General features: G+C 46.3%; 21 protein-coding genes and 1 tRNA gene. 11 read left to right on the top strand and 11 right to left on the bottom strand.

What is annotated here, in order from left to right; all coding sequences use genetic code 11:
- Nucleotides 1-35 precede the first annotated feature (35 nt).
- From HNR50_RS16585 to HNR50_RS16605, 5 genes are all read left to right on the top strand, one after another.
- Nucleotides 36-959 (top strand): carbohydrate ABC transporter permease, encoded by a 924-nt coding sequence (locus tag HNR50_RS16585; RefSeq protein ID WP_184747911.1) that lies wholly within the window; start codon nucleotides 36-38, stop codon nucleotides 957-959.
- Nucleotides 956-1,789, top strand: coding sequence for a carbohydrate ABC transporter permease (locus HNR50_RS16590; protein WP_184747912.1), 834 nt, complete (start codon nucleotides 956-958; stop codon nucleotides 1,787-1,789). The genes HNR50_RS16585 and HNR50_RS16590 overlap by 4 nt, the downstream gene beginning before the upstream one ends.
- Before the next feature lie 94 nt (nucleotides 1,790-1,883).
- The gene (locus tag HNR50_RS16595; RefSeq protein ID WP_184747913.1) at nucleotides 1,884-3,788 is read left to right on the top strand and encodes a diguanylate cyclase; all 1,905 of its coding nucleotides are present in this window, start codon (nucleotides 1,884-1,886) and stop codon (nucleotides 3,786-3,788) included.
- Between the two features lie 370 nt (nucleotides 3,789-4,158).
- Entirely contained in the window at nucleotides 4,159-4,536 is a 378-nt protein-coding gene (locus tag HNR50_RS16600; protein WP_184747914.1) for a response regulator, read from the top strand.
- A gap of 15 nt (nucleotides 4,537-4,551) precedes the next feature.
- The gene (locus HNR50_RS16605) at nucleotides 4,552-5,619 is read left to right on the top strand and encodes a hypothetical protein (RefSeq protein WP_184747915.1); all 1,068 of its coding nucleotides are present in this window, start codon (nucleotides 4,552-4,554) and stop codon (nucleotides 5,617-5,619) included.
- Between the two features lie 84 nt (nucleotides 5,620-5,703).
- Here HNR50_RS16605 and HNR50_RS16610 read toward each other — a convergent pair whose 3' ends face one another.
- Together HNR50_RS16610 and HNR50_RS16615 are read right to left on the bottom strand one after the other, a co-directional pair.
- Complete coding sequence (locus HNR50_RS16610) at nucleotides 5,704-6,489, bottom strand: substrate-binding periplasmic protein (RefSeq protein ID WP_184747916.1); 786 nt, start codon at nucleotides 6,487-6,489, stop codon at nucleotides 5,704-5,706.
- Nucleotides 6,490-6,832: 343 nt separating this feature from the next.
- Nucleotides 6,833-6,904, bottom strand: a tRNA-Gly gene (locus tag HNR50_RS16615).
- A 278-nt stretch (nucleotides 6,905-7,182) separates the two neighbouring features.
- On the opposite strand from HNR50_RS16615, the gene HNR50_RS16620 reads away from it, so the two are divergent.
- Entirely contained in the window at nucleotides 7,183-7,893 is a 711-nt protein-coding gene (locus tag HNR50_RS16620; RefSeq protein ID WP_184747917.1) for a FadR/GntR family transcriptional regulator, read from the top strand.
- Nucleotides 7,893-8,876 carry a LacI family DNA-binding transcriptional regulator gene (locus tag HNR50_RS16625; protein WP_184747918.1) on the top strand — a complete coding sequence of 328 codons (984 nt, stop codon included), beginning with the start codon at nucleotides 7,893-7,895 and terminating at the stop codon, nucleotides 8,874-8,876. Before HNR50_RS16620 ends, HNR50_RS16625 begins: the two co-directional genes overlap by 1 nt.
- A gap of 28 nt (nucleotides 8,877-8,904) precedes the next feature.
- On the opposite strand, the gene HNR50_RS16630 is transcribed toward HNR50_RS16625, so the two are convergent.
- Complete coding sequence (locus tag HNR50_RS16630; protein ID WP_184747919.1) at nucleotides 8,905-10,446, bottom strand: hypothetical protein; 1,542 nt, start codon at nucleotides 10,444-10,446, stop codon at nucleotides 8,905-8,907.
- Nucleotides 10,447-10,491: 45 nt separating this feature from the next.
- Nucleotides 10,492-11,055: a nitroreductase family protein gene (locus HNR50_RS16635; RefSeq protein WP_184747920.1), complete on the bottom strand. Its 564-nt coding sequence runs from the start codon at nucleotides 11,053-11,055 to the stop codon at nucleotides 10,492-10,494.
- A 107-nt stretch (nucleotides 11,056-11,162) separates the two neighbouring features.
- Between HNR50_RS16635 and HNR50_RS16640 the strand changes: the two genes are divergently transcribed.
- The gene (locus tag HNR50_RS16640) at nucleotides 11,163-11,858 is read left to right on the top strand and encodes a TrmH family RNA methyltransferase (protein WP_184747921.1); all 696 of its coding nucleotides are present in this window, start codon (nucleotides 11,163-11,165) and stop codon (nucleotides 11,856-11,858) included.
- 135 nt (nucleotides 11,859-11,993) lie between these two features.
- Here the strand turns inward: HNR50_RS16640 and HNR50_RS16645 are convergent, their stop codons facing one another.
- Together HNR50_RS16645 and HNR50_RS16650 are read right to left on the bottom strand one after the other, a co-directional pair.
- Nucleotides 11,994-14,345 (bottom strand): MFS transporter, encoded by a 2,352-nt coding sequence (locus tag HNR50_RS16645; RefSeq protein ID WP_184747922.1) that lies wholly within the window; start codon nucleotides 14,343-14,345, stop codon nucleotides 11,994-11,996.
- A 46-nt stretch (nucleotides 14,346-14,391) separates the two neighbouring features.
- The gene (locus HNR50_RS16650; RefSeq protein ID WP_184747923.1) at nucleotides 14,392-15,006 is read right to left on the bottom strand and encodes a TlpA disulfide reductase family protein; all 615 of its coding nucleotides are present in this window, start codon (nucleotides 15,004-15,006) and stop codon (nucleotides 14,392-14,394) included.
- Between the two features lie 133 nt (nucleotides 15,007-15,139).
- Here HNR50_RS16650 and HNR50_RS16655 point away from each other — a divergent pair, with 133 nt between their 5' ends.
- Complete coding sequence (locus HNR50_RS16655) at nucleotides 15,140-15,970, top strand: substrate-binding periplasmic protein (RefSeq protein WP_184747924.1); 831 nt, start codon at nucleotides 15,140-15,142, stop codon at nucleotides 15,968-15,970.
- Nucleotides 15,967-16,797: an HU family DNA-binding protein gene (locus tag HNR50_RS16660; RefSeq protein WP_184747925.1), complete on the top strand. Its 831-nt coding sequence runs from the start codon at nucleotides 15,967-15,969 to the stop codon at nucleotides 16,795-16,797. The genes HNR50_RS16655 and HNR50_RS16660 overlap by 4 nt, the downstream gene beginning before the upstream one ends.
- Before the next feature lies 1 nt (nucleotide 16,798).
- On the opposite strand, the gene HNR50_RS16665 is transcribed toward HNR50_RS16660, so the two are convergent.
- On the bottom strand, nucleotides 16,799-17,803 hold the full coding sequence (locus tag HNR50_RS16665; RefSeq protein ID WP_184747926.1) for a sensor histidine kinase: 1,005 nt from the start codon (nucleotides 17,801-17,803) through the stop codon (nucleotides 16,799-16,801).
- 98 nt (nucleotides 17,804-17,901) lie between these two features.
- Here HNR50_RS16665 and HNR50_RS16670 point away from each other — a divergent pair, with 98 nt between their 5' ends.
- Entirely contained in the window at nucleotides 17,902-19,056 is a 1,155-nt protein-coding gene (locus HNR50_RS16670; protein ID WP_184747927.1) for a 1-acyl-sn-glycerol-3-phosphate acyltransferase, read from the top strand.
- On the opposite strand, the gene HNR50_RS16675 is transcribed toward HNR50_RS16670, so the two are convergent.
- The 4 genes from HNR50_RS16675 to HNR50_RS16690 form a co-directional block, all read right to left on the bottom strand.
- A complete protein-coding gene (locus HNR50_RS16675) occupies nucleotides 19,008-20,030 on the bottom strand; it encodes a branched-chain amino acid aminotransferase (RefSeq protein WP_184747928.1) in 1,023 nt (340 codons plus the stop codon). The genes HNR50_RS16670 and HNR50_RS16675 overlap by 49 nt on opposite strands.
- A 148-nt stretch (nucleotides 20,031-20,178) precedes the next feature.
- Complete coding sequence (locus HNR50_RS16680) at nucleotides 20,179-21,294, bottom strand: carbohydrate ABC transporter permease (RefSeq protein WP_184747929.1); 1,116 nt, start codon at nucleotides 21,292-21,294, stop codon at nucleotides 20,179-20,181.
- A gap of 1 nt (nucleotide 21,295) precedes the next feature.
- Nucleotides 21,296-22,210, bottom strand: a complete 915-nt coding sequence (locus tag HNR50_RS16685; protein WP_184747930.1) for a carbohydrate ABC transporter permease — start codon at nucleotides 22,208-22,210, stop codon at nucleotides 21,296-21,298.
- Nucleotides 22,211-22,374: 164 nt separating this feature from the next.
- Nucleotides 22,375-23,661, bottom strand: a complete 1,287-nt coding sequence (locus HNR50_RS16690; RefSeq protein WP_184747931.1) for an ABC transporter substrate-binding protein — start codon at nucleotides 23,659-23,661, stop codon at nucleotides 22,375-22,377.
- Between the last annotated feature and the right edge of the window lie 292 nt (nucleotides 23,662-23,953).

Below are 23,953 nucleotides of genomic sequence, written 5' to 3' on the forward strand. Positions count from 1 at the left end.
AAACACCCCCTTTCATAAAAAAGAGGAGGAGTCATATGCTGCAGGCCCAGAAAAAACATGCCAGGTTTCTGTTCATGTTTATTTTTCCGGCATTCATTATCTATACAGTTTTTATGCTGCTGCCCATATTGAACTCAATGAAATACAGCCTTTACTCAGGAGACGGACTGATTCCCGATACCTTTGTGGGGCTCGATAATTATGTGAAGCTGTTTACGGAAGAAAGATACTTCTCCAAATTCTGGAACGCTTTAGGAAATAATATAAAATTCTTTCTCATTGTTACTTTTATTCAGAATATTCTGGGATTCTTTATGGCGGTATTCGTCACGAGATCCTTTAAAGGCAATAAATTCATGCGGAAACTGAGCTTCCTGCCCACGACACTGTCGGTGCTGGTCGTCGGTTTTATCTTCAAACTGATCCTGAACCCCTATTACGGTGTTTTCGACAAAGTACTGGAAGCTGTGGGACTGGGCAAATTCATTATCCCCTGGCTGGGAGATCCCCGTTCGGCCCTGATCATCGTCTCCATAGCGGTGAGCTGGCAGTTTTTCGGGGAATCGGTACTCTTCTACTCTTCGGGAATAGACGGCATAGACGATTCCATACTGGAAGCGGCGCGGATCGACGGCGCCAACATCTGGCACGAGATCATCCATATCATCCTGCCTTCCGTCCTTCCCATCGTGGGAATTGTCACGATCCTGATCTTTATCGGGGACTTCACCCAGTTCGATATTGTCTACGCCATGACCGGCTACCGGGGCGATCCGGGCTACAGCACCGACCTGATGGGATCGCTCTTCTACAGAACCGCTTTCGCCACAACGGAAAGAGGGGGCTGGGGAACGGGAATGGGCGCCGCCGTGGCTACCATGATGTTTATCATCGTCACTTTGGGTGTCGGCATTCTTCTGGCCTTTTTCAATAAAAAGAAGGAGGACATGACAAAATGATGAAACCGACTAAAGCCGCGGCAAGGATTCTTCTCTACGGCATAATGATTTTCTATGCCCTGTCGATTATTCTGCCGCTCATTATCATGCTGTCCACCTCCTTCAAGAGCAACGCCGAGATTTTCAACAACCCCTTCGGGCTGCCTGAAAAATTCAACTTTGACGCCTACACGTCCCTGTTCATCATCTCCAACTACGGAAGATATTTCCTGAACAGCATCGGTGTAACGGTCATCTCACTGGCTGTCGCCGTGACGGTTTCGGCACTGGCCTCCTATGCCATATCCAAATACCATTTCAAATACAACAGAGCCATCTATGTCTTCTTCGTGATCGGTCTCTTTATCCCGATCAAGCTGGGTACGGTCGATATCATGCTGACCATGCTGAATCTGAAGATTTTCGATACTCTGTGGGCCCTGATTATCGTTTACATCGCCATGGCGATTCCTCTCAGCGTGTTCATTCTCTACGACTATATAAAAATGATACCCGACGAACTGAGCAGCGCCGCCCGGATTGACGGCTGCAGCGAACCGGGTATATTCGCCAGAATCATAGTCCCCCTGGTCAAGCCGGGACTGGCGGCCGCCGGGATCATCAGCTTCATCCCCAACTGGAATGAATTCTGGTTTCCCCTTGTTCTTATCAAATCGCGGGAGCATTTTACCATTCCCCTGGCGACGGGACAGCTTTTCGGCCAGTTCGACACAAAGCTGAACCTTGTCTTCGCCGTTCTCTCTCTGGCTTCCGTACCGGTTATCATCATCTATCTGCTCCTGTCCAGTTACTTCGTGAAAGGACTGTCGGCCGGTGCAGTGAAAGGATAAACTCTCCTTTATTTCAGATTCCTGCGGCTGCTTCGGCAGCCCTTTTTTTTAAAATGATTTACTCGGCGGGAAAATTGCATCACAATATAATTGCGTGGAAACAGAGAGAAAAAAGACACAGCTCAGCAAATTGAGACAGATCCGCAGAAAACCTCTATTCATACTCATCTCCCTGATCTTGCTTTGTCTCTTTTTCCTGCTCATATTCAAGGAAAGCGTCAAAGGAATCGAAGCACGCGACGGAGTGATCGATTTGAGCGGCGTTGCCTTCGGGGAGAACCGCATTTACAGGCTGGGAGGACAGTGGCTGCTCTACCCCAACAGATTTCTCGATCCTTCGGAGCAGATCGAACAGGCCGAAGAGGGAATACCCCAGAGAGTCCCGGGAAACTGGAATGATGTTTTCGACCCCCGGGGATTTGCCACATACCGCATAACTGTGAAACTTCCTGACGGAAACGGCGCCCTCGCCATTCTCATGCCAAGCCTTTCAACGGCATTCAATCTTTATGTTGACGGAGAACGACTGAGTTCAAACGGAACGGCGTCGATGACCCGGGGGGAATCGGAACCGGAATTCCGATACACCGTCGTTCCCATCGGAGAGAGCCGCGAATCGAAGGATCTGATCATCCATGTGTCAAACTTTGAATACGCTAAAGGCGGAATCTGGACAGCGCCCATGATCGGTCCGGAAAAAGCTGTAACGAAATATTTCCAGAGACGTATTTTTTCAGAAACTCTGATCTCCGGGGGGCTGATCCTGTCGGGGCTCATACTTCTGACTCTGTTTATTATCCGCCATGAGTTCCTGAGCTACGCCAATCTGGGATTGTTCTGTGTCGTTATGGGAATTCGCACACTGATAGTCGGGGAAATACCGCTTACCTACTTCTTTCCCGGATTTAACTGGAATCTGATGATCAGAATGGAATATCTCTCCATGTCCATCGGTTTTATTTTTCTCAACTCCTATTTTTTCACTATATACAACAGGTTCTACAGCAGAAAGATCTTCGCCTTTTTCAATTTTCTGGCCGTGCTGTTCTCCATCTTCACAGTTCTGACTCCCGTCTATGTCTTTACCGGTCAGGTTCTCGTCATCCAGCTTCTCATCCTGGCAGGAATCGCCAATATATTCTATCTCTTTGTAAAATCGGGAAGAGTTATGAAAGAGGAAAATGTCATTCTCCTGACCGGCATATCCCTGCTGCTGATACTGGTGATTTTCGACATTCTGATGGCAAACAACAAACTGATGTTCCTCCCTTTTAAAATCAATACATCATACGGCCTTATCATTCTGATTCTGGTCAACTCACTGCTCCTCGTCAAACAGGCGGCGCGCATTACGCTTCAGCTGAAGAGACTGACTAACAATCTGGAGGAACAGGTTCATATCAGGACAGCGGAGCTGGAAGCGGTGAACAGGAGGCTTTCCGAACAGGCTGTTACGGACCTTCTCACAGGAGTGAGCAACCGCCATGAGTTTGCCAATGTCATGAAGACGGAAGAAGCCCGGTATCTGCGGACAGGGAAAAAATATGCGGCTCTCTATCTGGATCTCGATAATTTCAAATATATCAACGACACCTTCGGCCATCCCGCGGGGGATCTCATCCTGCAGAAATTCGCAGACATGCTCAAATCGATCGTCCGCGATTCCGATTATCTGTTCAGGATGGGAGGCGATGAGTTTTTCATTCTGATGACCGATGTGCCTTCAGCTGAAGAAGGCGAAGTCCTGGCGAAACGTATCCTGAAGGAAACGGAGAAAAGAGAAGCCTTCAGATCCGATATCCAGGAGTTTCTCGGCCACCCCGTCAGAGTTCCCGAAAGGAAGAGTTTCTCCCTATCCATCGGCGTCAGCTCAACTGAGATACCGGGCCTCGACTCTCTTCACACCTTGCCGGCCTGGTCCGACAAAGCCCTCCTGAGAGCCAAGGCGGAAGGCAAGAACCGCTACGCCGTCTTCACACTCGAAGACTGGGATAATTAATGAATTCAGAAAAACCAGGCGCAGACCCGGAGGATCGGGAGTTTTCCAATATCGTCGGCACCTGGACGATCAACCCGGCCGGGAAAGTAAAGCCGTTGATCTATTGATATATAGCAGAATATTTGTTCAGGAATAAAACAGAAACAGATAGAGATGGATTCTATTGAACCGCGAATTAGTTTTGCTAACCCAGACAGGGCAACGCACCCATAACGCGAATACAAACCTCCCTGAGAAAAGCCATATGAGTCAACAATCTGATATTGCTTGTAACTGTTACACACGAGAGTATAATTCAATTTTCCATAAATATATCATACAATGAGTTATTCAATTTCCATGACAGAGGAACCTGTCACAGGAGGAACTCATGTATGATCCCGCAAAGAAAGGCAAGGTTCTGATCGTTGATGATGATGAAATAATCAGAATGTCATTACAGGATATGCTGGAACTGCATGACATCCCGTCCATTACGGCTTCTGACGGGATTGAAGCCCTTGAAGTATTTTCCATCCATGGAGATACAATAAACCTGATAATTCTCGATCTTAATATGCCAGGTTTGAATGGTCATGAGACTTTTCTGAAATTGAAAGAGATGAACGAATCGGTTCCTGTTCTCCTTGCCACCGGAGATATTACCAGCAGTAAAATTGATGTAATGAGGGAAAAAGGCCTGGAATACGTTTTGGAAAAACCCGTGAAATTCGAAAAAATTAAAAACATATTATACAATTTACAATAAACACAAGCAGGATTCATGTCACATTCCCAGATTACTACTGAAGAAAAAATTCATTGTTTAGAAACCATTCTCAAATCCAAAGCTTTTAAAAGCGATTCAACCTACAGAAAGATTCTCTGTTATTACATGGAAAACCTCCAGAACAATAGCGATACATATTTTTCCGAAACTTCCATAGCTCTGGATGCATTGGACAAAGATCTCGAATTCAACCCTTATTATGATTCTTCGGTACGAGTAGCCATGCACAGATTGAGAAATCTCCTGGTGAACTATTACGCAAAAAACGGTAAAGATGATGTAATTAAAATTCATATACCCATCGGCGATTACAATCCTTTCTTCTATAAAGAAACCAAAAAATCCGACTCAGCTGATTATTGCATAAAAATGATAAAGGCCGCCATTTTCCAAATTGAATACACTCTTACCGACCACTCGGTAGAACTGTATAGTTATGTAATCCAGACCAATACTGACTGTCTTAAAAAGAATTTCAGGAAATATCATAGCTACAGCACTGTTTTCGGTTTTCTCCACTATCCCCTGATTCTCAATAAAAGACTTCCTGTTGAAGAAAACAATCTGGATGAGATAGCTTATAGTATTTACCGGAACAATCCCGATGATGTGTTAGCCTTGATCCTCAAGACCTATTACTGCTTCTACCGGAGAGATTACAAAGAGGCGTCCATTCTTTCGCAAAAAGCCTTTACTCTTGCCAAAGATCAGCGGAGCCAAGGTTCAGCTCTGGTATTGCATATTTTAAGCGGTTTTTTTAATGAGCCTATCGTCGAAGTTTTTTATGAATTACAGAAAAGCTACACTCAGCATCCACCCTATTGGTTTTTAGTAAACCTGGTTATGTCTTTAAAAAACAATCAGATTTCCGATGCCTACGAGTATGTAAAAAGATTCAATGCGATTCCTTCAAAATTGAGTCAAGCCGTTTATTTATCTGTAAAAAGAAAAGTGAAAAAACTGAGTAAGCCGGAGATGCAATACATCGAGGATAATCCCTCGGATTTTTCTAAAGATTATCTATCGTATTTTCTTTCATCGGTTATTGATTCGATATTTTAAAGCATTGAAATCGATTTCCCCATGATTGGCAATAAAAGTCAAAAAGATACGAACTATTGATTTCAACTATTTGCAGATTAATCATTACGGGATCCCCATATACGATTCCACGATGCTTCTGCGCTGATCGTCTATTTGATCAAGAGCAATCTGAAATCTTTTGATTAGAGAATCATCTGTATCTTTGTTAAAAGCGTAATACATGACATTCTCAGACAAAACCCTCACTGTTTTAAAATCTTGTAGTTCTCTTTCAGTGGATGAGGCATATTCGCGCATCGAATCCTCATAGATAGAAATATAATCGATCCTCCGTGATTCCAACATCTTCACCAATTGTTCGACTGAATTGCCCTCCCAGATCAGCTCAGGATTAAAACCTTCTTTAATAAGCAGATGATAGCCTAGATCATCCCGTAGAGCGCCAAGTTTGCCAGACATAATTCCACTCAAACTTTCAATTCCATCATAATTATCTGAAAGCGTAATAATGCTGGTGCGCCCCCTGTAAATGGGACCGACCCATTTGAAAAAATCTTCTCGATCTTTGTTTCTCGTCATGGCAAAAAGCACTGTATCAGCCCGATTCAGGACCATTTGGTAACCTCTGGCCCAGGGATAGACTTCAATCGCCTGGTTTTCTACACCCATCTTATTCCAGAGAGCTCTAAGCAGATCGACGGCAACACCTTTCAGTTCTCCGTTTTCCAAATAATTCGAAGGTGCGTAATCTTCAGTAATGTATACCAAATCTTCAGGTCCCGTTGCATTCAAAGAGATAACTGAAATTGTGAACACCATTAAAAATAGAGACTTCACTTTAATACCCGCTCTATTTCTAATTTTAGTTGTTATGTACTGCTCTGTCAAAAAATCGATTCTCGAATCGGTAGATCAAATGTGATAACAAACTTTCTTTTTCTATCATGGGAAATTGGTTTATAAAGCTATGTTCAAATAACGCCTGGTGGGAATCCCCTCTTCCGCCGGAAACATAAGGATTGACTGCTCGAAGTCTCGCAGTCATTTTTCGATCCATCCCTATGGATCTCTCCCTCCGGGCCACCTTCGTTCGTTTCCAGGGGACGAACCTGCAGGTTCTTTGTTCGATTCTGTCATCAGAATCTCACCTGCTCGGCGCTCATTCCCGATCGATTCCCACCTGATCGGCGCAGAAAAAAAAAGACCACCTTGCGGTGATCTGTTTTTTTTAAGCGCCTGGTGGGAATCGAACCCACGTCATCAGCTTGGAAGGCTGAGGTAATAGCCATTATACCACAGGCGCATTTGATAAATTGTTTCAGGCGTTTCCGCCATGCAGGAGTGAATATAACAAAGACATTTTTTCTTGTCAATAAGTGTTCAAAAAAACTTATTTTTTTCTGTACAGATCTCCCGGCTGCTTTTATTCTTACTTAATCCTTCAGATTCATCATATATAGCTGTATGACTTCAGTTCCCGATTTGCCTGTCTAAATCAAAAAATCAATAATTGGTTTTTTGTCTGAACATAAGATATTCACTTTTATTGACAATAATGGATTTGACCCTTTAAAATGAACAATGCCGCTTAAAAAAGTTAAACAGAAAACCGTGGTCGATCAGGTCATGGATCAGATTAAAGAACTCATTGCTTCGGGCGAATACAAACCGGGTGACAAAATACCCACGGAAATGGAATTGGCAAAAGATTTCGGTCTCGGTCGCTCATCCATCCGCGAAGCCATAAAAATATTCAACTATCTCGGGGTTCTGGAATCCCGTGCCGCCATAGGTACGATTGTACGGGAAAGATCGCAGATTTCCACGGAAGCCCTGACATGGTCTCTTCTTCTGGGAGAAGATGAATTTGAGGAAATGGTTGATCTTAGAGGCGCAATTGAACTCAGATGCATTCTGAAAATAGCCCAATGGGTTCACGATGGAGATTCCCGGGGGCAGGAGCTCATTACCTCTCTGGAAGAGATCGTCGAATCCATGAAGTCATCTGCAGTAAAAAAAGACTATCAGACCATAAGTGAACTCGATCTCAATTTTCATTATCATATAATTGAATCTGGCGGCAATGAACTTTTTAATTCTCTATATGAAACCCTTAAGTCTTTTCTTAAAGAGGAAGTGGAGACGACAAACCTCAATTATCAGAATCCCGATGAAATCTGGCAGGAACATGACAAGCTTCTCGATGCCATTAAAACGGGAGACAAGAAAGTCGTTCTGGTAGAATACGAAGACCATCTGAAAAATATCCTGCTCCATCTGAATAAAAAATAATGGCCGTAACCATTACCGATGTCGCCAGACTGGCAGGCGTTTCTCATACAACCGTTTCGTGGGTCATCCATGACGATCCGCGCATTACAGACAAAACAAAAGAAAAGGTTATGAAGGCCATAGCGGAACTGGATTACCACCCCAACTACACGGCCCGGAGCCTTGTCAAAGGGAAATCCAATAATATTGCTCTGGTAGCGCCCTTCTTCTCCTCCACATTCGAGATGGATGTACTCAAAGGGATTGAAGACGGTATGGATGAAACAGGTTATCAATTCAGCGTCAGCATGTACTCTACAAGGGGAGAGGATTCCAAAGTCCTGAACCAGATTCTAAGGGGACGGAGAGCGGACTCTGTCATTCTTTTGACAATAAAGCCGGAAAAAACGATTATCGACCAGTTCAGCAGTAACGGAATACCTCTTATCCTTATCGAAGAAGAAGCGGAAGGCAGCCACGTGGTTCGAACCAACAATATCGAAGGAGCGTACCGCGCCGTATCCGCATTGATTGAAAAAGGGAGAAAACGAATAGCTATTGCCGTTGAGACGGAGAATCCCGGTTTAAGCCAAATTGATAGAAAGAAAGGTTATATTAAAGCTCTGGAAGAAAAAGGCATAGTCTTTGACGAGGATCTGGTAATTCCCATCAACCGCTTCCGTTTCGAAGAGGGACAGGAAGTCTTTCCCGAAATTCTCAGGAAGAAGGCAGATGCGGTTTTCTGCGCCGCCGGTGATATGATTGCCATGGGTATGCTTCTCGAAGCGAGAAAAACGGGAATCCCCATACCGCAGGAAATGGCTGTTGTGGGTTTCGATGATTCTCAGATGTGCGAGCTGGTCTACCCTTCACTCAGCACGGTCCGGCAACCGCTGAACCAAATGGGACGCAAAGCCTGGGAACTGGCCGTGTCCCTGAAAAAAGATTCGCCTCTTGAAAAAATCATTTTCGAACCTCAGTTTATTGAAAGAGATTCCACATAAAAAAATAGGGGCTCGAAAGCCCCTATTATCAGTATCTTTTCACAGATAAGGTATAACTGTCTTCGGAGTTTCCGTCTCCTTCGTACTGGGTCACCCGTACATAGTAAACGCCCGGATCCAGTCTCTGGGAAATGAGAGCGTTATTCTCATTGCCCCCGTCGTCATCTTCTGCGACGAACTCGCCGAACCGGTCGTAAAGAGTGATATAGGTATCAATGGGACCGGTAGTTTTTATAAGGAATTCTCCCGCTTCATCAACAGTAAATCTGGCCCAGTCTTCTTCGCCGGCAGGCATGAATGTTCTCCACTGCTCCGGTCCGTTAACCTGAATATCTCCGGCTTCCTCCATGGAGTTATCGCTTTCATATTCATCGCGAACGACATCTTTAAGATAAGCCCTGATGCTGTAGGGACCCGTATTCTCGCTGTCATAGGGATAAACGACAGCATACCAGGTTCCGGCTTTCATTGCCGGAAGCATAACCTGCGGATTGCTGTCCTGCCCGGAATCATCATTGGTTACCACTTCGTTATCAAATTCATCGAGTAGGGTCATAGTCAAATCCAGTCCGCTGTATGTTTCAACAACAAGAGCCTTGTCATCGGAAAGATCTCTGTCCAGGGTGATTCTGAAATAGTCATAATCTTCCGCATAATCCATTACGCGGCGGATTTCCTCCCCTTCAATTTCCACTACGGAAGCCTCTTCAATGGAGTTATCCGGTTCTCCGGGACCGGCCTCTCTCATCTCCAGAGCGGCGAAAAGCCCGTAATCTCCCGTCTCGTCGGAAGAATAGCCCCTCACTTTTATGAACCACCGCCCCGTTTCCGTCAAAGCATAGCTGAGGCTGGCATTACTGTCCGCTCCATCATCGTTTTCCGCCACCGGGTAGGATGCGTCGGAAGGGGAATAGAGCTCAATATAGGTATCCATCGATCCGGTGGTTCTGACAGAGAGAATAAACATATCCGTACCGGATCCCACCTGATCGACATCGAGGTAAAACCAGTCTTCATCGCCGGATTCCCCTATTTCCAGATCCTCCAGCTCCATGGAAGGCGCAGGAGCCAGCTCGACCGCCTGGCTGGAACTGTCGTTGGGTTCATATATGTCCCCCCCTGACGAAACAGCCATCTGAGAAGGGCTGAGCAAAGATTCGACTCCCTCTGCGGGGAGAAGGAATTCCCAGCCTTTTTTCTGCTGCCCCGCACTGTCGTTCAGGTAAAGACTGAGAAAAAAACTGGTGCCTGTTCTATAAAGCGAGCCGGAAAGAGTCCAGTCCGCATCGGAAATTCGAACGCTTCCGGGAGAATAGCCTTTGGCCACGCTTCCTCTGAAACGGCTGTTTCCGAGAAGCCGGTTCGCCAGAAGGTCGGAAAAAAGATCCCCCAGGACAACCGGGCGGTTTTCAAAGGTAATGGCTCCGGAATACAATAAATCATCGCCGACAAACGCGGCAATATCTCCGGATACCTGATCCGAAGCGTTCTTCAGATTCTCCATTAATTCATCAGCGCCAAGTGCAGCAAGAAAAATAAACAACAATAGCGCCGGGACAATTCTTTTCATAATGTACTTCATACTCCTCTTTCAGTTAATTATAGGGGAACGGGTCTATATTTTCCCGATTATCAGCGAGTCGGCTGTTAATTTCGGAACCGTATGCACACCCTTATCTTTGTAATAGGAGGTATCTCCTCCCTCAATATCAGTGGTTTGAACAGCCTGTTCCGATTTTCCCACAGCTATGACCGATACGGCTTTGTAATCCGGATCCAGCGAAACCAGCGCCGCCAGCTTTTCCATATTCGTGCTGAGAAGCGTTACGCAGCTGTATCCCCGGGAGGAAGCCGACAAAGTCAAATTGGCCGTGGCTATTCCGAGATTGTAGTAGAGAAAGGAATCGGGAAGATTCATATCCCTTTTCGTCACCATTATGACAAAAGCGCCGGGACGATTTTCTTCATCAACTTTATGGGTTGTAGGAAGATTGGTAATGCGGAATATACTCCGGCACATCTGGTCATCATTAACAAGAATATAGCGGATTTCCTGTCTGTTAACCGTGGAGGCGGAAAACCGGCAGTCTTCTATAAGTTCCTTCAGCAGAGACTGCGAAACTTCGGACCGGTTGTATATTCTTCTCGTTCTGTTATTTCTGACAAGTTCTGAAAACATTTACGGCTCCTTATCGGAAAAATAAAGCATGGCTCTCTTTTATCTTACAATATTAAACGAATCGGAACCATAGTCTTTATGGGACAGAATTGATACACTTGATTTCTATGATCGATCAGGCGCTTTATGAAAATATGATGAACCACATTTCCGAATCCCGTCTTGAAAAGATTTTAACCGTATCCGGCGAGAGAACCCGGTACCTGGCTCTTGTTCTGAGCGGGATTTTCTATACGCAGAACATCAGCGCTGTCGTGCGCAGCTGCGATTGTTTCGGCATTCAGGATCTCTATATAACAGGAAACAGTCCTTCTACCCATATAAACAAACACGTAGCTCAGGGTGCCTATAACTGGGTGGATATTCACAGACTGACCGACAAGCCGGAAGAACAGGTCCTCAAGGAGCTTAAAGAACAGGGGTACCGCATTGTTGTAACCCTCCCCGAATCCGATGCTGTCTCTCTACCTGATTTTGATCTGTCCAGAGGGAAAACCGCCATTGTCATGGGCAACGAAAAGGAAGGCATCAGCGAAGCGGTTCGCCGGGCGGCCGATGAATACCTGACAATCCCCATGACAGGCTTTTCCCAGTCACTCAATATTTCCGTATCGGCGGCGGTTATCATATCGGAACTCTCCATGAAACTGCGGCATTCCGGACTGGACTGGCGTCTCGGCCGGGAGGATCTTCATGATCTCAGATACAGGTGGATGAAAAACTCTGTAAAAAGAGGCCGCCGGATTGAAGAGGAATACCTCGTCCGCCTGAACCATCCCAACGACCAGGCTCAGGACGCATAGCCGAGCAGTAGACGCAGTCTACGACCAGGCTGAGGATGCATAGCCGAGCAGTAGACGCAGTCTACGACCAGGCTGAGGATGCATAGCCGAGCAGTAGACGCAGTCTACGACCAGGCTCAGGACGCATAAAATTCCTTAATCTGAATCCTGTTTCCCCGCCAGAAAAAAGAGAATGATCAGTATATCGTTTTTAACGACCTCTTCCGGTGCATCGTTTATAAGATGCGAAGCTTCCTGGACAAACCACCACCAGAGTGCCGTTTTCCTGTCGATAAGATAAAGTTTCCGGAAATAGTCTCCGCCCTCTTTTTCCCCTTCGGCGAGATTCCCGGCGATGAGGGAGACACATTCCTTCAGGATAGCGAAGGCCGGGAGAAACTCCTCATTATCAAAATACTTCTTAAGGGATTTCAGCTTTTTGGCAATTTTGCTTTTCAGTTCCGGACTAACCGGCGAACCGCTGATCCGTTTCAGCATATTGGGAAAACGCCGGGTAGCGCTGGAGAAAAGAGACGCGATATTGCTCTCCCTCTGGCTGCTTTTTCCCGTAACGAGTCTGTAGAAACGTCCCGGCTCTCCCAGGAGATTGGCAAGCGCGATTGAAAGCTGCCCCGTCAGTACTGGATTCAGGCTGCTGTGAAGCCTGGGCACGATTTCCCAGACAGCCTCTATGGCTCCCAGTTTGCCCGCCGCTTCGGCTCCCGATGCGGCCAGGCGGTCCGAACCCATGTTCCGGATAATGGACAGCAGCCTTTTAACCGATTCCTCATCTCCCATATAGCCCAGAGCCAGTGTACAGGCATTCTGCACATCTTCAGAGGAGTCATTGATTCCCTCGAGCAGATAGGGCAGAGCATCTCTGTTCCCTATCTTGCCCAGTGCTCTCGCCGCCTGTGTCCGTATTGTCGACTCCCGGTCCTGGAGTTGATCCACAAGGGCGTCGACAGCTTCGTGAGAGCCGATTCTTCCCAGGGCTCTGGCCGCTTCCTCCCGGACATCGGGATCGGGATCGTAAAGCCTTTCCATAACATCATCCACCACCAGGTCCTGGGAAGAATCATCGATAGATCTGAGTGCTTTGGCAACGGAACGGGAGCTGCCGGTTCCCGAAAGAGTTCCCATGCTCGCAAATGTGCGGAAAATCCCCGGCCGGGCGATTCGATTAACCACAAAGCCTAGTTCCTTCCCGCGCCGTTCCTGCACAAAACTGAGGAGAATCATGGTTACGATGAGGAGAAAGACGCAAATAAACAGAATAAAATGAATGCTTGTCAGAGAGAAGCTTTCGGTAAGAGGAAAGCTGATATGAGCCGTGCGGTCCTTTATGGTCCCTCCGAGTATGGCTCCCCCGGAAGAAACGAGCCCGATGATGGCGAAATTCCACGAGACATAGGCCGTCCGGTTTTTTGTCGGAGTGAGGGAAAGCATCAGCTGATTGATCCCCTCCCAGAAAGCAGGTGCGAAAAGACCTACAGCAAGGGCGATCACAGGCAGCAGGAAGATGTAGTTTTCCGGCCCAAGAAACAGATACCCGAGATAGCCCGTGAACACCAGACATCCCATCATGACAACGGGCTTTCTCCCGAAGCGGTCCATAACGATTCCCCAGAAGGGGACCGTGAGAATCCACATCATCTGAGAGATGACAAACATGATGCCCAGCCAGGTATTGGGCGCTCCCACAGCATCAGGCGATGTGATATAGGGAGATGTGAAAGGGGCGAAAACGTTTATGGCAAAAACTCCCAGACCTGAAGCCACTGCGCTGAGAAGGAAATTCCTGTTGCCCAGAGGCTCGAAGAAATCCTTCATATTGAATTTTTCCGTATCGGCGGAAGGCGGTTCGGGAACAAAAATAAAGAGAACTATGTCGAGAATTCCCGCAGCAGCTCCTATGAGAAATATCGAGGCGTAGACGTTGAAAATATTAAAGGATGTCAGAGTATCCAGGAGGATGGAGACCCCCATGAACCAGATGATGTTGACGATCTGCATTATGGACGAACGCCGGCCGAAAAACGTGCCTCTCATTCTCTCGGGAATCAGATCGGCCATCCAGCTCCACCATCCCGCAGCGCTGCTGTTGGAAAAAACCCAGCTGAGAGAAACTGAAAAGATGATAAGAGTGATATAAGAGGATTGAACTCCGTTTCTGCCAGCCATATAAGCGACCAGTGCCAGAATGAGAGCGAACACCCGGTGAATGAGGTGCATTATGATAAAATAGGTTTTACGGGTTTGGAGAGACCCGTATACCACAATAGCCAGAAGATGAAAAACGGCCGAAAGCTGTATCAGACTGACAAGTAGTCCCAGCTGGGCCGATGTGGCTCCGAAAACATTGGTAAAAAAAACATTGAAGATAGGCTGTGTGGATGCGACAGAAAACCAGAGAGTGAATCCGCAACCGGCAATATTGCTCAGGTTCATGGAACGGTTCAGCACTCTGCTGGAAATCTTGACGCTTTTCTGTTTCGAATTGTTCATACCTTCTGTTTAATACGGTATGAACTTTTATTCAACAAGCTACAGGCTATAACTCCAGGATCTGCCGGAAGAGGGTCATAAAAGACTCATCCTCCCAGGGGCGGACGCCGACAGCTCGGCCCAATATATTTCCTTCCCGGTCAATGATATATGTTGTGGGAATGGATCTGGCTTCGTATATACCGCCGATCTTCCCCGATGTGTCGAGAAGCACGGGGAAAGTCAGATTCCTCTCGCTTATAAACTTTGCAACTGTGTCCTTATCTTCTGCCAGATCGACAGCCAGAATGACAAATCCTTCATCTTTCAGCTCATTGTAAACATTTTCCATGGCAGGCATTTCGCTCTGACAGGGACCGCACCAGGTTGCCCAGAAGTTGAGAAAAACGACTTTCCCTCTGTAATCGCTGAGAGCTTCCAGGTTCCCCTGAAGGTTCATAAGCTCAAAATCGATGGAAGGGAGTGTATCGGCCGGAACATCAAAACCGGAATGGCTCATGGCCTGTTCGATATCATCGAAATCCGCCGCAACTGCAGCCGCCTGAGGCTGAGTCTGTCCGGCTGTTTCCGCCGCACCGTCTTTTCCCTCCGGCTCCTCCCCGGAACAGGACAGGAAAGATAACATGGCAAATATAGGTATAATCCAGAGAACTTTTTTCATTTATAACTCCATTTGAATAAAAGTATATACCGATTTTTTAACAGTCAATATATTTTTTCGTATATAGAGGTTTATATTCAATTATCGACAGGCACACTCTCTAATGCTATAATTCAACCCGGTTGTATAAATCATGAAATTCAGAACCTTTTTACTGTTCTTCTGTCTGGTTATCTCCTCCATTATTCCGGCTGAGGAAATACGGTTCCTGTACAACAGAAATTATTATCCTTTTGAGTTTACCAACGAGCAGGGCAAAGCCGACGGGTTCGTCATAGATGTTCTCTTCGCTCTGGCCAGGGAAGCGGCTTACGAAATCACCTTTATTCCGGGAAACTGGAAGCAGAGAGAAGAAGACCTGTATAACGGAGACGGATATTTCACTACGGGATTTCTGAATCATTCTTCCCATGATTCCATCATCACTTCAAAAATCCTCTTTTCCCTCCCCTTCTCCCTGATCTACCGGTCAGGGATTTCACCTCACAGCCTGAAGGATCTGGATGGCAGAACACCTCTCTTTTCATCGGGCGACTCATCGGAGCAGGTACTTTATACCTACCTGAAACCGGAAAAAGTGATCCGCACAAAAAGCTGGTCCGATGCGGTAAAGGCCCTGGACACCGGTTATGGCGACTTCGCGATTATCAGCCGGATTCAGAAAGATCTGATTATCGGAGAATATCATGAGAAACTCTCGGTAATGGAGGAATTTCACCTGGTTCTTCCCTATGTGATATACACGACCCGCTGGGATAAGGAAAAGCTGGAGAAGCTGAATAACAGCCTGTCCATTATCAGAGCTTCGGGAGAATTCGACCGTATAACAGGGAAATGGTTCGCAGAGGAAAACCCTCTCATTACTGCATCGGGAAAAAAAAGATCGCTCTTGTATCTGATTCCCGCGGCAATTGCATGTATTATTTTATTAACGATATATAAAAAGAGGAAGGTACGTTTATGAGCACTCCCATTCCCGCCGATGTGGAACAACATCTGAAAAGTCTGGTAACGGAAAACATTACACTGGATATGATGAAAGAACTCTGGATAAGAAAGGACAAGCTGTTCAGCGATCAGATAGCCCTGCTGGCCATGGACGAAGTCGATCAGCTCGATATGGACGAGGAAAGAGGTATTCTGCTTCTCACCTATTCAGGATCTCTCATAAGTCTGGGCTGCGGTGAAAAGCGGACAATGGAATACGCCAGCATCAAGCTGAGAAGCGATGTTCCCCATATTATAAAATCCGAAGATGTGTCCCTCACATCTCCTCTGATCAGAGGATCGGTCGCCACTTTTCAGGGAGGACAGGTACAGAATACCTCATCCATTTACAAAATCGTCGTATGCCGGGAAGGCGTATCTGTGGAGGAACAGGAAAAAAGAATCCGCGAGGCGACGGTTTTTATTACCAGCTCTTTTGTACACCTGAACAGAGATCTCACTCTCACGGAAGGACAAAGCTCAGTCGACATGTTCAACAAGAAAGAAATGGTTCGCTATGTCGCCGGCAAGAACGGCCTGTCCATGAAACAGACAAGAGAGATTATTGATGACTATCTGGTCATGGCCGAAACGGGCCTGCTTCTGGGAAAAGCCGTATCGCTTGGGAACCTGGGAAAACTGTCTCTCAAATGGAAACCGGAAAGAAAAGCGAGATTGGGCCGGAACCCCGCAACGGGAGAGGAAATAACAATTCCCGCCAAAGAAGCCCATTACACGCCTTCATTCCGCTTCTCTTCAGCCATTAAAGAGAGATGCGAACAGGTGGAATACAAAGAGACATAAACTACTGCTGCACCGGCAGGGATATGATAAAGCTCGCGCCCTGCCCCTGCCCGCTTATAACAGATATGTTTCCCTTATGGATCTCCGATATTATAAAATTGGCAATGGCAAGCCCCATGCCTTTGGCTCCCGTTTTGGTCGAAAAGAAGGGTTCGTAGATATGAGTTTTCATTTTTTCACTCATACCCGCCCCTTTATCGGTAATGGAGATTTCAAGGTTTTTTCCCTGGACTCTCATTTTAACTGAAACCAACGGCTCGATCCCCGGCTCAACAGCAGCTTCCATCGCATTGGTGAGAATATGAAATAGGGCGTGTTTAAGCTTCTGGGGATCGCATCGGAGCAGAGAAGGTTCGCCGAAATCCCGTTTGATTTCCACAGCGGAAAACCGGTTGTCCTGTTTTAAAAGATCAATCGTGGCATCCAATAGTGCTGCCGGATCCTTGAGCTCATTTTCACTGCTCCCTTCGCGGGAGAATGCCAGCATATTATCAATCAGTTCAGAAGCGTTTTTTCCGGACTGAACAATGGAATTGAGGATACGGGAGATCTCCCGCTTTTCCGCGTATTCTATTACTTTGGCCAGATTGACACCCGTTTCTTCCGCTGCTTTAAGATTGGATTTACCTTCTTCGGTCAGTCTGTTCCGGAGAATCTGGGCATTCTGGACTATTCCGGCCAGAGGATTGTTGATCTGATTGGCCATTCCCGTGGCAAGATGGCTTATGCTGAGCATCTTTTCGCTCTGAATGAGGGCTTCCTCCATTTTTTTGACTTCACTGATTTCCCGTTTCAACAGATAAAAAATCAGCAAAGTTGTCACAGCTATAAAAAACCACCCCTTTATAGTCTGAATCATCGTGAGAAATTCAATATCATCGATAAAGGCGAGGAGAGTCCTGTCACTGAAAACTATCCACATTGTGGAAAAAAAAGCATAAATGAGGGCAACCCGGATAGGTATATTACCTCTCCTCTTTAATAGTATGGATTGCAACTGGCTCATATTCTCTCCTCATTGAACATTTCTTTATTATAAGGCATTTTCTCTTTAGTTATATTCCCTTATTTGCTTTATAATGATGAAAATGGAGGTTTCCCCTTTTGAATTACGACTTTGAGAAGATCCGGGCCTATAAAGATGAAGATCTTCCTGTTGTTATGGACCGTCTGCTGAAAAGCCGATGGTTTATCCGCAACTGCAGAATGCTCCTTTTTCCCGGTTTGCCGGGATGGCTCAACAAACCTTTTGACAGCGGGTTGAAACTCTTTCTCACCTGGCGCCTGAAGCCGATCAAAACGACTCTGGAACTCCACAGAAAAATAATAATAGATAAGGTCGTCAGTAAAGTAATTTTTAAAACAAGCGACGGAATCTCCTTTTCCGGACTGGAAAAGCTGGACAGAACGAAACCCTATCTCTTCGTGAGCAACCACCGTGACATAGCCTTGGATCCTTTGCTTGTCAATTACATTTTATGCACGAATAACTTCCATCCGGCGGAGATCGGATTCGGCAATAACCTTATGTTCAATGAGCCCTTAACTGACCTGATCCGCATATACGGCTCATTCATTATCCAGAGAGATCTTCCCAAAAGGGAAAAAATCAAAGCCGTCGCCAATTTGTCAGCCTATATCCGGTTCCGCCTGCAACAGGGGCGTTCGATCTGGATAGCACAGAGAAAGGGACGGGCCAAAGACGGCTTTGACAAGACTAATCCCTCGGTTTTGAAAATGGTCTATTACAGCGCCAGAAAGGAAGGACAGAATTTCGAGGACTTTCTCGATTCGGTCAACCTGATTCCCGTATCCATTTCCTATGAACTGGATCCGCTGGACCGGCTGAAAGCCTGGGAAGTCTTCGAGATCCGGAATAAAGGACAGCATATCAAATGGAAAATGGAAGATATGACCAGTGTTATCTACGGCATGAGGGGGGATAAGGGTCGGATTAATTGTTCTTTCGGCGATAGAATAAAGGGTTTCAAATCACCGGCGGAAGCCGCTGAAGAGCTGGACAGACAGATTTACAGATCCTATCGTTTATGGCCGACCAATTACATTGCCTATGATATCCTTAAGGGCGAAGAGCGGTATGCTGACCGCTACACGTCCTGGGAAAAAGTTTTTTTTCTCAGACGGTTCAGGAATATGAAAAAAGAAGTCCGCACCATTGCGATGCGGACCTATGCCAATCCTGTGATAAATCAGACTTCGACAATCCAGCCTTCCGGCGCTTCCACATCTCCGAGCTGAATGCCCACAAGGGTATCGTAAAGCTTTCTGGTTACAGGCCCCACTTCGGTTTCGCTGTGGAACACATGGAAGTGACCCTTGTGCTCGATTCCGCCGATCGGCGTGATGACTGCAGCGGTCCCGCAGGCCCCCGCTTCGGTGAATTTATCAAGATCATCGATATAGACATCGGACTCCTCGGTTTCCATCCCCAGATATTCCTTTGCCACATGGAGCAGAGAGTATTTGGTGATACTCGGGAGAATTGAGTCCGATTTGGGTGTAATGAATTTGTTATCTTTGGTTATGCCGAAAAAGTTGGCCGCCCCGACTTCCTCGATTTTGGTATGTGTCGACGGGTCGAGATAAATACAGTCGGCGTAACCCTTGTTGGCGGCTTCCTCATGGGGCAGCAGACTGGCGGCATAATTTCCACCGACTTTGGCCATACCCGTACCGGCCGGCGCGGCTCGGTCAAAACCTGTCGTCGCAAAGTTTACCGGTGACAGACCGCCTTTGAAATAAGGACCGACAGGCATACAGAAAACGGAGAAAATGTATCTGGGCGCCGGTTTGACTCCGATCGTATCGCCGCAGCCGAAAATAAATGGCCTGAGATAGAGAGTCGCCCCGGAACCGTAAGGCGGAACCCACGACAGATTGGCATTGACGACCTGTTTACAGGCGTCTATAAACTTTTCGACTGAAGGGGCGGGCATTTTTATTCTGTCACAGGACTCCTGCATTCTCTTCGCATTGCGGTCCGGTCTGAAAAGCTGGACCTTTCCCTCTTTAGTCCTGTAGGCTTTTAAACCTTCAAAACACTGCTGCCCGTAATGGAGACCTGTAGAGGCTTCGCTGATGTGGAGCTGGTTGTCTTCGACCAATTTTCCATCGTCCCATTTTCCATCTTCCCAGACAGAAATATAGCGGAGATCCGTCTTTATATAGGAAAATCCCAGTTCCGACCAATTGATGTTCTGCAACTCTGACATATTAAAACCTCTTGAATTATTGATATGGAACCATTGTTAATCAATTCAGGGAAAATCTCAACCGGAAAGTAAAAAAAGGGGGGCTTTTCCTCTCTCCTGACAGAAGATAGGAAAAGCCCCGCAACAAAAAGGAGCAATAGAAAAAGATTTACTCTTTGACTGCGCCGGCCACGACTCCGTTGGTCAGCCGCTGATTGAACGTGAAGTAAACGATCATGGCGGGAAGAGTCGCGATGACAAGCGCTGCGAGCTGCCATCCGAGCTGCGTTCCTGTCAGGCTGGAGAAGGAGTAAACTCCAACCGGCAGCGATTTGGTGAACTCGGAACTGGCCAGAACGAGAACCAGAAGGAACTCATTCCAGATTCCCAGAGCGCTGAGAATACTGATGGTTATGATAACGGGCGTTGTCATGGGGAGAATGATACTCCAGAAAGTCCGGAATACCGACGCTCCGTCAATATAAGCCGACTCGACGAGACTGCTTGGCAAACCTTGCATAAACTGGGAGGAAAGAAGAACCGCCAGTGGCATTCCGAAAGCGACATAGACCAGGATCAATCCCAGATGTGTGTCGATCAATCCGACTTTGGTCATCATGAGGAAAAGGGGAATAATCAGCGAAGGTATACTTATAAGGTAACCCAGACCGTATACGATCATAAGAATTTTTGACAGTTTGGCAAACTGCATCTTACTTATGGCGAAAGCGGTCATCGATCCCAGCAGAATGATCAGGAAAGTGGAAACCGATGCATAAATAATGCTGTTCGCGAATTTTCCCGCCAGTCCGCCCCGGATAAAAGCCGACTCGTAATTGAACCGCATGGTTTTCCGGTTTATGTAACGTCTGATACTCCCGGGAAGATCCCGAACCGTAACAGTGTCCCCTATCTTCAGGTTCTGAATCTCAGGGGGCATGTCCTCTTTGACCAGGAAGAAAACCATAAGTCTCCGCCCCGGTGCGATTGTGTTGGATTCGATACAGATTCTCTCTCTTTTATCCACTTTGGGATCGTAATCCCGGATAGTATTGAGGTCCGGTCTGATAACCGTATATTCATCGTCCATGTTATCGAACAATTCATAGGGAAATGCATAAATATCTCTCGTCAGCTCTTCATTTGATTTCAGAGAGCTGTAGGACATCCAGATAAGGGGGACAATTGTAATAAGTGTCCAGGAGACAAATACAACATAGGAGACAATTTTTCCGACTCTCCCCCAGACCAGGGATGATTTGCTGTTGTTGACAATATCACTCATATCAGTATACCTCGTCCTGGCTCATGTGTTTTCCGATCCAGTTGCTTATACCGATCATAACGATGCTTATGGCAACGATGGCGTTGGAAATGGCAGCCCCGTAAGCGAACCTCATGGGGTTGGAATAATCCCGGAATGCCGTTTCGTACATATAAATGGGAAGAACAGAGGCGTTGTCTCTCTGAAGTCCCTGTGTAGTCATAGCGAATATCAGGTCAAATCCTTTCAGCGATCCGGCGATGGCCAGAACCGATGAAACAATGATAGTTCCGGTAAGAAGGGGAAGAATGATTCTTCCGAAGATCTGCGGCTCGGTGGCTCCGTCGATTTTAGCCGCTTCAATCATATTTACATTCATTTTCTGGAGGTTGGCCAGGAAAATAACCATATAAAAGCCCGTGTACATCCAGATGAGAGCGATACCTATGGGTATCATAACGGTTTCAGCCCTGAGCATAAGATCGAACTGAGCTGAAGGGTCACCGGTCGCAAGCTGCATGATTGTGGAAACGGGGCCGTCGGCAACGAAAAGCCGTTTCCAGAGAATACCGATAACGATTGTGGAAAGGAACTGAGGGAGAAAAACCATTGACTGAAAAAACTTCTCCGCCCTTACCATCTTTCTGTAGAGAATATAGGCCAGAATAAAACCTATGGGAATCTGACCGAACACTGACACAGCGACAACGATCATATTATTCTTCAGAGAATGCCAGAATTCGGGATTGTCCAACATGGCTTTATAATGGAACAATCCCATGAAATTTCCCACGCCGCCTGCGTTGGGATTAAAATCCGTAAAACTGAGCCATACGGAATAAAAAACGGGATAGGCTACAATAGACAAGTAGATTGCAAGGCCGGGGGCGACCATCCCAATATAAAACATTAACGCCTTACGATCACGTTGATTCAAAACTGCACTCCAATAAAAATAGAGATAAAAATATCCGAAAAAAAACGGGGGAAGTTGCCTCCCCCCTTAATCATAAGCTATCAGGGACAGTTCGGCGAGCTTTGAAGATATAAAAATCAAAGTCTCAGTGGATTACAATCGGCCCGCCGAAAACAATCCTTTTATTATTTTCTTGCCAGAGCTTCAACTTCAGCAGCAACTTCTGCAGGAGTAGCCAGTCCGGAAGCGATTTTCTGCATTCCAGTGTTAAGCGCGTCGTTGGGATCTCCGGTAAGGAAAGCGTCGATAACTTCACATTCAACAGCACTCTGTGCGAGAAGAACTTTCTGTGTTACAGCATTGGGAAGGTCTGAAGGAGTCACATATCCTTTGAGGATAGGAGCAACGATGGCACCGTCTCTCAGTCTCTGCTCAACTTCAGCTTCGCTGTTGAAAAAGTTGATGAACTTGACAGCGGCGTCAAGAACCGCGGGATCGGAAGCACCATCTTTGGTTATACCGTATCCAACCTGCCATGCGGCAGCAACAGTGTTGTTTGCAGCAGCTTTTTCACCGGGCATTTTGGGCCATGCCATAAGAACCATGTCGTCTTTAACATTGGGGTTTTCGATAGAACCGGCAGCCCACTGTCCCTGAACCATGAACAGAGCTTTTTCGTTGTTGAAGTTTGATGTGTTTGTACCGTAATCAACGAGAACAGATTTTTCAGAGATAACTCCGTCTTTTACCATTCTTTCGATCAGAGCCAGAGCAGCGACGAATCCTTCATCTGTGAATGATTTTTCGCCTGCAACAGCTTTGGATACGAAATTGAGATCACCGGTAGTTCTTGCTACGAGAGCAGACATAAGACAGGAACCCCATGCCCAGCCGTCAGCACCATCGATGGAAACAACATCAATTCCTGCAGCTTTTGCAGCGGGAACCATGGCTACCAGGTCTTCATAAGTCTTGGGCTGAGAAAATCCCATGGATTCAACAAGATTTTTGTTCATGTAGAGAACAGTTGTCATGTTGGAAGTTCCCATAGGAATGTAGTATCTCTCACCTTTGGGTCCCATTTTGGGAATGAGGTTGATGTCGTACTGAGCCGTATCGATATCTTTAGTCATATCGTACTGCTGTCCGGCTTCTTTCCAGGGAGCGCCCCATCTGGCATCAGCACCCATGTAAGCTACGTGGGGAACATCGCCGGAAGCGAGTCTTGCTGTAACTTTCTGATGATATGCTTCATCGTAGAGGAGCTCGTCCTGAATGTCGATATTGGGATTTTCCGCTTCGAAAGTCTCAACGATTCTCTTCCAGCTGATACCTTCCTGGTTGGAGTTGTCTCCATAACCCATAACTTTGAGTACAATAGTTTCATCGGCAGCTGCTTCCTGCTGTCCGTTGGCAAAGAGAGATCCAGCAACAAGAGCTGAAATCATAAGTAACATTACCGCTTTTTTCATCTAAAAAAGCCTCCTTTAAATAATACCGGCGGTTTCAAACACGACTCAAACAAGGAATATCATTCTCTTGAATTTGAGTTGGTTTTAAAACCAACTAAGAATAGTATAAACGGCTTTCAACAAACGTCAAGTAAAATCTACAGTTATTTGAAAAATAAAACCAACTGGAGAAATCTACCCCTTTTAATTTGTTGATTTAATCTACAATGGTAGATTTTAGCGTGAAAACACCTGATTTGGCAAGATAGAATCCTTCAATTCATACTATTAATATGTAGCTTGTTCTCAGAAT

This window comes from Spirochaeta isovalerica (assembly GCF_014207565.1).
Lineage (GTDB): Bacteria > Spirochaetota > Spirochaetia > DSM-2461 > DSM-2461 > Spirochaeta_F > Spirochaeta_F isovalerica.